This window comes from Shewanella sp. 10B, assembly GCF_023475885.1.
Classification (GTDB): domain Bacteria; phylum Pseudomonadota; class Gammaproteobacteria; order Enterobacterales; family Shewanellaceae; genus Shewanella; species Shewanella mangrovisoli.
This window is the reverse complement of record NZ_JAMDJO010000001.1, coordinates 859,597-870,991: the sequence shown is the minus strand read 5'-3', so window position 1 is coordinate 870,991 and position 11,395 is coordinate 859,597. Positions and strand designations below refer to the sequence as shown.

General features: G+C 47.9%; 13 protein-coding genes. 8 read left to right on the top strand and 5 right to left on the bottom strand.

The window, feature by feature from the left end; translation table 11 throughout:
• The first annotated feature begins 38 nt into the window (after positions 1-38).
• On the top strand, positions 39-995 hold the full coding sequence (locus M0415_RS03710; protein ID WP_023267346.1) for an AEC family transporter: 957 nt from the start codon (positions 39-41) through the stop codon (positions 993-995).
• A 77-nt stretch (positions 996-1,072) separates the two neighbouring features.
• Here the strand turns inward: M0415_RS03710 and M0415_RS03705 are convergent, their stop codons facing one another.
• Entirely contained in the window at positions 1,073-1,825 is a 753-nt protein-coding gene (locus M0415_RS03705) for a Nif3-like dinuclear metal center hexameric protein (protein ID WP_249555565.1), read from the bottom strand.
• 60 nt (positions 1,826-1,885) lie between these two features.
• Positions 1,886-2,356, bottom strand: a complete 471-nt coding sequence (locus M0415_RS03700) for an outer membrane lipoprotein (RefSeq protein ID WP_069455124.1) — start codon at positions 2,354-2,356, stop codon at positions 1,886-1,888.
• Between the two features lie 54 nt (positions 2,357-2,410).
• On the opposite strand from M0415_RS03700, the gene aat reads away from it, so the two are divergent.
• The 3 genes from aat (at position 2,411) to infA (ending at position 4,128) form a co-directional block, all read left to right on the top strand.
• Positions 2,411-3,121 (top strand): leucyl/phenylalanyl-tRNA--protein transferase, encoded by a 711-nt coding sequence (gene aat, locus M0415_RS03695; RefSeq protein WP_249555567.1) that lies wholly within the window; start codon positions 2,411-2,413, stop codon positions 3,119-3,121.
• The gene (locus tag M0415_RS03690; protein WP_249555569.1) at positions 3,111-3,827 is read left to right on the top strand and encodes an arginyltransferase; all 717 of its coding nucleotides are present in this window, start codon (positions 3,111-3,113) and stop codon (positions 3,825-3,827) included. The genes aat and M0415_RS03690 overlap by 11 nt, the downstream gene beginning before the upstream one ends.
• 82 nt (positions 3,828-3,909) lie before the next feature.
• Positions 3,910-4,128 (top strand): translation initiation factor IF-1, encoded by a 219-nt coding sequence (gene infA / locus M0415_RS03685; protein WP_006081934.1) that lies wholly within the window; start codon positions 3,910-3,912, stop codon positions 4,126-4,128.
• A 104-nt stretch (positions 4,129-4,232) separates the two neighbouring features.
• Here the strand turns inward: infA and clpA are convergent, their stop codons facing one another.
• On the bottom strand, positions 4,233-6,500 hold the full coding sequence (gene clpA, locus M0415_RS03680) for an ATP-dependent Clp protease ATP-binding subunit ClpA (RefSeq protein ID WP_249555571.1): 2,268 nt from the start codon (positions 6,498-6,500) through the stop codon (positions 4,233-4,235).
• A 42-nt stretch (positions 6,501-6,542) separates the two neighbouring features.
• Positions 6,543-6,851, bottom strand: coding sequence for an ATP-dependent Clp protease adapter ClpS (gene clpS / locus M0415_RS03675; RefSeq protein WP_011622425.1), 309 nt, complete (start codon positions 6,849-6,851; stop codon positions 6,543-6,545).
• A 193-nt stretch (positions 6,852-7,044) separates the two neighbouring features.
• Here clpS and cspD point away from each other — a divergent pair, with 193 nt between their 5' ends.
• The gene (cspD, locus tag M0415_RS03670) at positions 7,045-7,251 is read left to right on the top strand and encodes a cold shock domain-containing protein CspD (RefSeq protein ID WP_011072576.1); all 207 of its coding nucleotides are present in this window, start codon (positions 7,045-7,047) and stop codon (positions 7,249-7,251) included.
• Between the two features lie 148 nt (positions 7,252-7,399).
• On the opposite strand, the gene M0415_RS03665 is transcribed toward cspD, so the two are convergent.
• A complete protein-coding gene (locus M0415_RS03665; RefSeq protein WP_011716769.1) occupies positions 7,400-9,625 on the bottom strand; it encodes an NADP-dependent isocitrate dehydrogenase in 2,226 nt (741 codons plus the stop codon).
• A 52-nt stretch (positions 9,626-9,677) separates the two neighbouring features.
• Between M0415_RS03665 and M0415_RS21425 the strand changes: the two genes are divergently transcribed.
• From M0415_RS21425 to M0415_RS03655, 3 genes are all read left to right on the top strand, one after another.
• Positions 9,678-9,800: a hypothetical protein gene (locus M0415_RS21425; RefSeq protein WP_258405807.1), complete on the top strand. Its 123-nt coding sequence runs from the start codon at positions 9,678-9,680 to the stop codon at positions 9,798-9,800.
• Between the two features lie 175 nt (positions 9,801-9,975).
• Positions 9,976-10,773 carry an rRNA large subunit pseudouridine synthase E gene (locus M0415_RS03660; protein ID WP_249555572.1) on the top strand — a complete coding sequence of 266 codons (798 nt, stop codon included), beginning with the start codon at positions 9,976-9,978 and terminating at the stop codon, positions 10,771-10,773.
• A 70-nt stretch (positions 10,774-10,843) separates the two neighbouring features.
• Positions 10,844-11,335, top strand: coding sequence for an NUDIX hydrolase (locus M0415_RS03655; RefSeq protein WP_249555574.1), 492 nt, complete (start codon positions 10,844-10,846; stop codon positions 11,333-11,335).
• Positions 11,336-11,395: the final 60 nt, after the last annotated feature.

Below are 11,395 nucleotides of genomic sequence, written 5' to 3'. Positions count from 1 at the left end.
TCTGCGGCAACGCACTATGGAATTTTCGAGGAGAAGTTATGGGCAATATCATTGAGCAGTTGTTGTTTTCTGCTTCAATAACCGGTCCCATCTGTTTAATGTTAGCCTTAGGCGTGATGCTTAAACGCACCCAAGTGATTGATGAGCACTTTATTGATGTCGCCTCTAAGCTGGTTTTTAATGTCACCCTGCCCGCGCTGTTGTTCCTCAGCATCATCAGCTCGCATCACGATCTTGCCGCCAGTGCGCCATTAATCGGTTATGGCTTATTAGCCAACTTACTGTTTTTTATCCTCTCGACCTACGCGACGAAACGATTTTTCCCCGAGCCGAAGGATCAAGGCGTCATCATTCAAGGGGGATTTAGAGCCAATACCGCCATTATCGGCTTAGCCTATGTCTCGAATGCCTACGGCGAATCGGGCGTTGCCTTAGCGGCCGTTTATGTGGCGTCCATGACGCTGCTCTACAATATTCAAGCCGTAATTTGTTTAAGCCCACGGGGAGAGGAATCGAGCCGCCGCGCCTTTGCGGTGATCATTAAAACCATCACTAAAAACCCGCTGATCATTGCCATTATGCTCGGCATGCTGTTTTATCTGCTGGCGATCCCTGTCCCTAAAATGGTCCTCGATGCCGGACAATACTTTGCCAATATGACGCTCCCCTTAGCACTGCTGTGCACCGGCGGCTCACTGGATATTGGCTCGCTCAGGCATGAAAAGTATTCCACTTGGTTCTCGACCGCGTTAAAACTGATCTTTGCTCCACTATTTATCACCCTAGGAGCCTTGATACTTGGCTATCGCGGTGTGGAACTGGCTTTAGTGTTTTTGATGAGCGCCGCGCCCACGGCGGCCGCAAGCTATGTGATGGCGCGGGCCATGGGGGGAAATGCCACCTTAGCGGCCAATATTATCGCCCTCACCACAGTTTGCTCACTGCTCACCTGCACCTTAGGCATTTTTATTCTATCGACCCTAGGGCTGATTTAAAATTAGGGGTAATTTACATAAAACAAAGGCGAGCATGGCTCGCCTTTCATTTACTCTATGTCGATAAGGCAACGCCATTAGACTGGGTTAGCGATATCCACAAAATGGTGCACTAAATTAAATTCGCGGGCGAGATGACGCCCCAGCGCCTCAATGCCAAAACGCTCGGTCGCATGGTGACCCGCAGCATAATAGTGGATACCCTGCTCCACCGCACTGTGGAACGTCCGCTCGGACACTTCGCCACTGATAAACGCATCGACCCCAAGGCTTGCGGCAATATCGATATAATCCTGAGCGCCACCTGTACACCAAGCTAAGTGCTGGATTTCATCCGAGCTTTCACCAATATGCAATGGCGTTCTGCCAAGCACTTCACCTAAGGTTGCGGCAAATTCACTGGCACTCACGGGTAAATCCAGTTTGCCACGCCACACGAGCCCCTGCGCAACATCTTCAACCGCTTCGGCATCGAGGATCCCAAGTTTGCGGCCAAGTGTGGCATTGTTACCCAACATAGGATGAGCATCTAAGGGCAAGTGATAGCCGAACAAGTTGATATCATGGGCGAGTAAAGCTTTGATCCGGCGCTGTTTCATGCCAGTGATCACCTCTGGTTCACTCTTCCAGAAAAAGCCATGGTGAACCAAAATCGCATCGGCTTTTAGGCGGATCGCTTCATCAATTAACGCTTGGCACGCCGTCACACCTGTCACTATAGTGCGGATCTCTGCTTTCCCTTCAACCTGTAATCCATTCGGGGCGTAATCTTTAAAGGCCGCTACGCGCAAAAAATCGGCTAAATATTGGGTTAGTTCTGTCCGTGTCATTCTATCACCGTTTACACTTTTGTATTGTTTATAGGCAGTTACGCTTAAGTTCGTACTTTATCACATGGCTAAATCAACGCGAACCCCACCTTGCAGGTACACCACACGTACCCTATCTCCCGCATTGAACACCATGCCGGGATCATAATCTTGGATCACCATGACTTGCGTGCCATCTTCCTGAGTGATCATCAGCTCCACTAGCTTAAGTGATTGCACTGTGGTGCCACTGCCATAACGATTGCCAACACCTGCGCCAATCAACGCCCCCAATACCGTTGCGATATCTTGGCCTGAGCCGCCACCAAATTGATGACCAATCACCCCGCCCGCTAAGGCGCCACCAAAGGTTTTCCAACCTTGGTTTCTGTCTTCAATCAATTGGGTTTCGGTGATATTGCGTACCGAGTTGATATCGCCATAGAGGACTTTTTCGACCGGCACAGCCTGATTACGATCGTAGCCTGCTTGCACGGGAGAAATCACTAAAGCACAAATAAACATAAAGCTCGCTAGTGTAGGTTTCCACATATCCGAATTTCCGCTAACTTAATATAAGGGTCTATTACTGAATCATACGCAATTGTGAACTCACTGTCTTTTCTGAATCACGAATTTGAAGCTTTTCCTTCGCCCGAACTCGCCCTAACCGATCCAAACGGTTTATTGGCGATAGGCGGAGATCTCCGCCCTGAACGTTTATTGACCGCCTATTATCATGGTATTTTTCCTTGGTTTAACGCCGACGATCCCATTTTGTGGTGGTCACCGGATCCCCGCGCCATTTTTATTCCTGGCCAAGTGAATATCAGCACCAGTTTACGGAAATATTTAAAAAAACAGCCTTGGCGTTTCACCATCAACCATGCCTTTACCGATGTCATGGCGGGTTGTGCTCAACCTCGGCGTAAACAAGCTGGCACTTGGATAACCCATGAAATTCAAATGGCTTATCGCGAGTTACACCATAATGGCCATGCCCATTCCGTCGAAGTCTGGCACGGCGAGCGTTTAATTGGCGGCCTTTATGGCATTGCCATCGGCCAAGTCTTTTGTGGGGAGTCCATGTTCCACCGCGAAACTAACGCGTCAAAGGCGGCCATGGCGGTGTTGCAACAGCATCTTATCACAATGAATTTTAAACTGATTGACGCACAAGTGATGAATCCACACCTTGAGAGCTTAGGGGCAAAACTGGTGAAACGCGCTGATTTTATTCAGCTCTTAACTCAGTTTAGGGATAAGCCAGTCAACCCTGCGGCTTGGATAGCGAGTGAGGTCACACTTGAACTCTAACGCGAGTAACACGCCCATCGCCATTGGGATCAGCCAAATCTTTCCCTGCAGCTATCTGGATGGACAGCAGGAACAGCTGTTGGTGATCCAAGAGGAAACACTCGACCCGATTTTATTTGACCGCCTATTAGCCATAGGTTTTCGCCGCAGTGGCAGCGCCATCTATAAACCGCGCTGTCCTCGTTGCAGTGCCTGTCAGCCGATTCGTCTGCCGATTAATGAATTCATGCCTTCTAAACGGCAAAAACGCAACTTAGCCCATAACCGCGATTTAACTTGGCGTATTACCTCTGAGCACACCGAGGCTCAATATGCCCTATATGAAAAATACATCAGTGAGCGCCACTTCGATGGCCCCATGTTTCCCCCGAGTAAATCGCAATATGAGCAGTTTTTATTTTGCCATTGGCTACCGCCAACCTTTATCGAAGTCTATGATGGTAATCGACTTTTAGCGGTAGCTGTCACAGATACACTCCCCAATAGTTTGTCGGCCATTTACAGTTATTTTGACCCCGACGAAGAACGGCGCTCCCTTGGCTCACTGCTGATTTTACTCCAGTGCCGCTTAGCAAAATTACAGGACAAAGAATTTCTGTATCTCGGATATCAAATTGATGCCAATCGAAAAATGTCCTACAAGCGCTTATACCGCCCTTACCAGATTTTAACCCCCCAAGGCTGGGAGTATTCCCAAGTTTGCTAGGCACTTCCCCTTTACAGCAAGGTGAATTTGCGGCATGATACGCCCGTTTTTTATATTCGAAGGCTAATGGGATAACTAATTAATGGCGAAAGAAGACAACATTGAAATGCAAGGCACTATCCTTGAAACCTTGCCAAACACAATGTTCCGCGTAGAGCTTGAAAATGGTCATGTGGTGATAGCCCACATTTCTGGCAAAATGCGCAAAAACTACATCCGCATCCTGACTGGTGACAAAGTGACCGTTCAGTTGACTCCTTATGATCTGACCAAAGGTCGTATTGTCTTCCGCGCACGCTAATAGTACCCCTTAGTTGAAAAACCCGGCGAGGCCGGGTTTTTTTGTTGGCGAAAGATCAGAAAAATGGCTGCAATTGCAGCCATTTTTATTGGATTTCAAAGCGTTTACGCTTTGCTGGTACTCTTCTCATGCCGTTCGGTGTGGATAACGATTTCCCCTTCCTTCGCATCGACATGGGCAATACCGCCATGCTCAAGCTCACCGAAGAGGATTTCATCCGCTAACGGACGTTTGATAAGCTCTGTCACCACACGGGCCATTGGCCGCGCGCCCATGCTCTTATCATAGCCTTTCTCGGCGAGTAAAGTTCTGGCTTCATCGCTGACTTCAAGCACCACATGTTTCGCATCCAGTTGCGCCTGCAATTCCACCAAGAATTTATCCACCACTTTGGCAATGATGGTCATGTCTAAATGGTTGAACCAAATGATGGAATCTAAGCGGTTACGGAACTCTGGCGAAAATACCCGGTTGATTTCCGACAGGGCATCTTGGGTATGATCCTGCTGCGTAAATCCAATGGACTTACGGATCGTTTCCTGAACCCCTGCGTTTGTCGTCATCACTAAGGTGACATGCCTAAAGTCCGCCTTGCGACCGTTGTTATCGGTCAAGGTGCCGTGATCCATGACTTGCAGCAACAGGTTATACACATCGGGGTGAGCCTTCTCAATTTCATCGAGCAGCACCACGCAATGGGGATTCTTAATCACAGCATCGGTCAATAAACCACCTTGGTCGTAGCCCACATAACCTGGAGGCGCACCAATTAAGCGAGAAACCGTATGGCTTTCCATGTACTCAGACATATCGAAACGCACCAGTTTCATGCCAAGGCAACTGGCTAACTGATTGGTGACTTCTGTCTTACCGACCCCGGTTGGGCCTGCAAATAAGAAGCTGCCCACAGGCTTTTTATCGGTCCCTAATCCACTGCGTGATAAACGAATCGCCGAACTTAATGACTCAATCGCCTTATCTTGACCAAAGACCACCATCTTGAGATTGCGCTCAAGATTACGCAGTAAGTCTTTGTCGGTGGCAGAGACAGACTTTTCTGGGATCCGAGCAATCTTCGCCACTATGGTTTCAATCTCGGCCTGACCGATGGTTTTCTTACGCTTGCTCTGTGGCAACATGGCCATGCGCGCACCCGCCTCATCGATCACATCGATGGCTTTATCGGGTAAATGACGGTCATTAATGTGTTTTGCCGACAGTTCAGCCGCACTATTAATCGCCGCTTGGGTATAACGTACGCCATGGTACTCTTCGTACTTAGCCTTGAGCCCCATCAGAATCTTCGTGGTTTCAACCACTGAAGGCTCATTGATATCGACCTTTTGGAAACGACGCGCCAATGCGCGGTCCTTCTCAAAAATGCTTTGATATTCTTGGAAGGTGGTTGAGCCCATGCAACGCAAGTTACCGCTCGATAATAACGGCTTAAGCAGGTTCGACGCATCCATCACCCCACCCGATGCGGCGCCCGCACCAATGATGGTGTGAATTTCATCGATAAATAAAATAGCGTGCTTATCGGCGCTAAGCTCCTTAAGCAGACTCTTGAAACGTTTTTCGAAATCGCCACGGTATTTAGTGCCAGCAAGCAAGGAGCCTAAGTCGAGGGAATAAACCGTCGCCTGCGACATCACCTCTGGCACTTGATTATTAACGATTCGATAGGCCAAACCTTCGGCAATCGCAGTTTTACCCACGCCCGCTTCACCCACTAACAGCGGATTATTTTTACGGCGACGGCATAGGGTTTGAATTGCCCGCTCTATTTCTTGATCGCGGCCGATGAGTGGATCGATAATCCCTTGTTTTGCAAGCTGGTTTAGATTGCTCGCAAACTGCGACAACATGCTGCGCTCTTCACCCGCTTCGGCTTGATCTTCGATGCGTTCGTGATCTTGATGGGCGTCGCTGTCCTCATTTTTTGAAAAACCATGGGAAATATAATTCACCACATCTAAACGACTGATGTCGCTGCGACGCAGCAGATACACGGCTTGGGATTCTTGCTCACTAAAAATGGCCACCAGCACATTGGCACCAGTGACTTCATTGCGGCCCGAAGACTGCACATGGAAAACGGCGCGTTGCAGCACCCGCTGAAACCCAAGCGTTGGCTGGGTCTCTTTATCATCATCCATATCTGCAATGATTGGGGTGGTTTGTTGGATAAAGCTTGCTACTTCATCTCTGAGTTTATCTAAATTCGCTCCACAGGCGATTAGCGCTTCTTGAGCCGCAGGGTTGTCGATCAGAGCCAATAACAGATGTTCAACTGTCATATACTCGTGACGTGCCTCTCTGGCTTGCTGAAACGCCAGATTTAAGGTGACTTCCAGATCTTTGTTCAGCATAAGCACCCCCAAAATTAACAACTGACAACAGAGTAAGCGCGGTTAAGCCTTCTCTAACGAACACAGTAACGGATGTTGGTTTTGTCTTGCAAATTGATTTACTTGTATCACCTTAGTTTCTGCAATGCCGTAGGGGAAAATCCCGCAGATACCCTTTCCCTGGTGATGAATAGTCAACATGATATCTGTGGCTTCCTGCTCATTCTTGCGAAAGAAGATTTGCAGCACTTCGATCACAAAATCCATTGGAGTGTAATCGTCATTATTAAGGATCACCTTATACATCGAAGGTGGCATTAACTCAGATTCCACACGCTCTTCAACGTGTTCTATGTTTCCTGTCTTACCCATTTTTTAATACTAGCCTCTCGTGTTGGCCTCTTCCAATTGCTATCTTCAAATTAATTAGTTGTTACCTCTTTGTTAATTTTAGCTTGACTTCCGCTTTTACTCCTTACATTCTGTAGCTCAGACGGTGAAACAATCCCGTCTATACAGGTTTTACTATCTTACTGGTAAGTAGACAACAGAAGGAAGTGGAAGTATGGCAAGCGGAACTGTTAAATGGTTCAACAACGCCAAAGGATTCGGGTTTATTTGCCCTGATCAAGGTGGCGAGGACGTTTTTGCACACTATTCTACCATTGAAATGGAAGGCTATAGAACTCTAAAAGCAGGCCAACCAGTTCAATTTGAAGTAGAACAGGGTCCAAAAGGAATGCACGCTTCAGCCATTTCACCAACAAAATAACGTTTGGTGAGGCCAATGATCTAAAAGGCAGGGATTATATCCCTGCCTTTTTATTGGGCGATTAATAGCTTTCTTGAAGATTGAATGTGATAAAAAAGGCCTGCAATGCAGGCCTTTTCAGTATTAATGCTAAGTTAACGATAAATCGTTAAGCAATTAATAACTTGTTCAGTGTCTCGCTTGGGCGCATGGCTTTTTCAGCTTTTGCCGCGTCTAAACGATAGTAACCGCCTAAATCCACAGGCGCACCTTGCGCATTGTTTAGCTCAGCAACAATCACTTGCTCATTTGCGCTTAACGCGTGCGCTAATGGAATAAAGTGAGCTTGTAACTGCTCATCTTTGGTTTGAGCGGCTAAAGCTTGTGCCCAGTACATCGCCAGATAGAAATGGCTACCACGGTTATCCAGCTCACCAACGCGTCTTGATGGCGACTTGTTGCTATCTAAGAACTGACCGATGGCTTGATCTAAGGTATCTGCCAGTACTTGCGCCTTAGGATTACCCACAGTTTGGCTTAAATGCTCTAAAGAAGCCGCTAAAGCCAGGAACTCACCTAATGAGTCCCAACGTAAGTGACCTTCTTTCTCAACCTGTTGTACGTGTTTAGGCGCACTACCGCCCGCACCCGTTTCGAACAGGCCACCGCCATTCATTAATGGCACGATAGACAGCATCTTAGCACTGGTACCCAATTCGAGGATTGGGAACAAGTCAGTCAGGTAGTCACGCAGTACGTTACCGGTAACAGAAATAGTATCTTTACCTTCTTTAATGCGCACTAATGAGAAACGAGTCGCTTCTTCTGGTGACATGATGCTGATGTCTAAACCGTCAGTATCATGCTCAGGTAGATATTGCTTCACTTTAGCGATCAGCTGCGCATCGTGGGCGCGATTCGCATCTAACCAGAATACCGCAGGAGTATTGCTTAAGCGTGCACGGCGTACAGCTAATTTCACCCAGTCGCGAATTGGAGCGTCTTTAACTTGGCACATTCTCCAAATATCGCCCGCTTCGACGTTGTGGCTCATTAACACTTTGCCACTGGCATCAATCACGTTAACCACGCCATCCGCTGGGATTTCGAAGGTTTTATCGTGGCTACCATATTCTTCGGCTTTTTGCGCCATCAGACCAACGTTTGGCACGCTACCCATAGTGCTTGGATCGAAGGCACCATGCTCTTTACAGAAAGCGATAGTTTCTTGATACACACCCGCGTAGCAACGGTCTGGGATCAGCGCTTTAGTGTCGTGCAACTTGCCATCAGGACCCCACATTTGGCCTGATGAACGAATGGCTGCAGGCATAGAAGCATCGATAATGATGTCGCTTGGTACGTGTAAGTTGGTGATGCCTTTGTCAGAATCCACCATCGCCAGCGCTGGGCGCTCAGCATAAACGGCGGCGATATCCGCTTCAATTTGTGCACGAACATCGGCTGGTAAACTAGCGATTTTGGCGTATACATCGCCAAAGCCGTTGTTCACATCAACGCCTAATTCAGCAAATAATGACGCATGTTTATCAAACACAGGTTTGAAGAATACTTTGACTGCGTGACCGAACATAATGGGATCGGACACTTTCATCATGGTGGCTTTAAGGTGCAGTGATAACAACACGTTTTCGGCCTTGGCATTGGCGATTTCACGCTCAAAGAAGCTAACTAGGGCTTTTTTGCTCATCACTGACGCGTCGATGATCTCACCAGCTAGCAGTTTCAGGCCAGATTTCAATACCACTTCTTGACCGTCTTTTTGCGACAGTACGATGTTAACTGTGTCTGCGTTAGCCAGCGTCACTGACTGCTCGCTACCGTAGAAGTCACCTTCACTCATGTGAGCAACGTGTGATTGAGACTCTTTGGTCCACTTACCCATTGAGTGTGGGTTTTTCTTAGCGAAGTTTTTCACTGACAGCGGCGCGCGGCGATCAGAGTTACCTTCACGCAGTACTGGGTTTACCGCACTGCCTTTGATCTTGTCGTAACGCGCTTTGATAGACTTTTCTTCGTCAGTCTTTGGCTCGTCAGGATAATTGGGAATGTCGTAACCTTTCTGTTGCAGCTCTAAAATACAAGCTTTTAACTGCGGAATTGAGGCACTGATGTTTGGCAGTTTGATGATGTTAGCTTCAGGTTGGTTAGCTAATTCACCCAGCTCAGCTAAGTGATCGCCAATCTTTTGCGCGTCAGTCAGTTTTTCAGGGAAATTAGCAATCACACGGCCCGATAAAGAAATATCACGGGTTTCAACCGCAACACCCGCCGCATCGGTAAAGGTTTTGATGATAGGTAACAGAGAAAGCGTTGCCAGAGCTGGTGCTTCATCGGTTTCGGTATAAATAATTGTTGGTGAGTTATCTTTCATGTTACATCCTACATTATTGTAAAATTTAATATTTTTATAATAATTTTATATCATGACGAACAAACATTGGCACGGCGGAATTCTCTATCGAGGCAATCGTGAACGCCTCTGCTACCTCAAAACCCGCGGCAACATCCTCTTTGCGTTCGCCAACGTGGGTAAATCGACTCATTAATACCTAACAAACATTTAGGCGTAGATCACATTTTCAGGCCGACATCATAGAGCATTCGCAGTAATATTCAAATTCCACTAACGGCGAATGCCAAGTACACTGTGTACAGATTATTGATACACGTCCTCAAACTTTTAAGTTCGGTCGTCAGCTTACAGCGACTATTAGCCACAGCATGAACAAAAACAGCACGCCAGCAACCGCATCCAGCCCACGCGCCAGCGGGAAACGCCCCGCTACAGGGCGCGCCAATCCGGTGGATAACCGCAATAGCGCCAAGAAACCCCATACCTTCGCCAAGAATGCCAAGCCAAGTTTACAGCAAGGTGCAAACGCCAAGCGAAACAGTGCTGAGCGTAGCGGCGCCAAGCCTCGCCCGCAGCAGCGCTCAACGGCTGCACGCACAAAAACCCAAGGCGAGCCGATGATCGTCTTATTTAATAAGCCGTTCGATGTCCTGTGCCAATTTACCGATGAGCAAGGCCGTAAAACCTTAAAGGATTACATCCCTATTCCGGAAGTGTACGCCGCAGGGCGATTGGATCGTGACAGTGAAGGCTTGTTACTTCTCACCAACGATGGTCAACTTCAGGCCAAACTCACTGAGCCAAAAAAGAAAACCTTTAAAACCTATTGGGTGCAAGTCGAGGGAGAACCCACGGAAGCAGATTTAGCAAAATTGCGCCAAGGGGTTGAATTAAAAGATGGTATGACACTCCCCGCTAAGGTCAGCATCATGGCGACGCCGAATGTTTGGCCGCGTAATCCGCCGATCCGTGAGCGAAAAAACATCCCTACCACTTGGCTGGAAGTTCAAATCCATGAAGGGCGTAATCGCCAAGTTCGGCGGATGACGGCCCATATTGGTTTTCCAACCTTAAGACTCATTCGTTATAAAATAGGCCAATGGAGTCTAGATGATTTAGCCACGGGTGAACATAAATGCATCCAAGTGACTCAAAAGGCTGGATGATTTAACAACACTGCGAATGCAATAAACAGGATGTCATTGTGCCCAGCCAACAGATAAAAAGGTGATTAGCGTGGCAGAAAAACTCAGATACAAACCCAATGTGACTGTGGCCTGTATTATCCACGCTCCTACCGAAGATAAGTATCTGTTGGTAGAAGAGTGGATCGATGGCGAGCAGCGCCTTAACCAGCCCGCCGGACATTTAGAAGCGAATGAGAGTCTGATCCAGGCCTGTAAACGTGAAGTGCTCGAAGAAACGGGGCTTACTCTTAAGCCACAGGGTTTAGTGGGGATTTATCAGTTTAGTGCCAGTGAAGCACTCGCTTTTGTGCGCTTTACCTTTTTCGTACAAGTCGATGCGCTGCTCCCACCTCAGCCACAGGATGCGGATATTGATGCCGCCCATTGGCTGAGCTTTGAGCAAATCGAAGCCAAAACGCAACAGCTTCGTAGCCCATTGGTGCTCGATTGCCTTAAGGATTACCGCCATCAGCAACAACAGGGGCAAACCTATTCCCTCGAATTACTCGATAGTCAGCGTCTGACGGGATGTCAAAGATAGCCCCAAGCGACAAGGCGTGATAGAATACGCCCCCGCGTAAATTCGCGATTCAACACGGCA

Excerpts from the sequence above, each read along its gene's own strand:
- infA (WP_006081934.1), top strand. The coding sequence starts at position 3,910 with ATGGCGAAAGAAGACAACATTGAAATGCAAGGCACTATCCTTGAAACC.
- M0415_RS03710 (WP_023267346.1), top strand. The coding sequence starts at position 39 with ATGGGCAATATCATTGAGCAGTTGTTGTTTTCTGCTTCAATAACCGGT.
- M0415_RS03660 (WP_249555572.1), top strand. The coding sequence starts at position 9,976 with ATGAACAAAAACAGCACGCCAGCAACCGCATCCAGCCCACGCGCCAGC.
- M0415_RS03705 (WP_249555565.1), bottom strand. The coding sequence starts at position 1,825 with ATGACACGGACAGAACTAACCCAATATTTAGCCGATTTTTTGCGCGTA.
- M0415_RS03700 (WP_069455124.1), bottom strand. The coding sequence starts at position 2,356 with ATGTGGAAACCTACACTAGCGAGCTTTATGTTTATTTGTGCTTTAGTG.
- clpS (WP_011622425.1), bottom strand. The coding sequence starts at position 6,851 with ATGGGTAAGACAGGAAACATAGAACACGTTGAAGAGCGTGTGGAATCT.
- M0415_RS03665 (WP_011716769.1), bottom strand. The coding sequence starts at position 9,625 with ATGAAAGATAACTCACCAACAATTATTTATACCGAAACCGATGAAGCA.
- M0415_RS21425 (WP_258405807.1), top strand. The coding sequence starts at position 9,678 with ATGACGAACAAACATTGGCACGGCGGAATTCTCTATCGAGGCAATCGT.
- cspD (WP_011072576.1), top strand. The coding sequence starts at position 7,045 with ATGGCAAGCGGAACTGTTAAATGGTTCAACAACGCCAAAGGATTCGGG.
- clpA (WP_249555571.1), bottom strand. The coding sequence starts at position 6,500 with ATGCTGAACAAAGATCTGGAAGTCACCTTAAATCTGGCGTTTCAGCAA.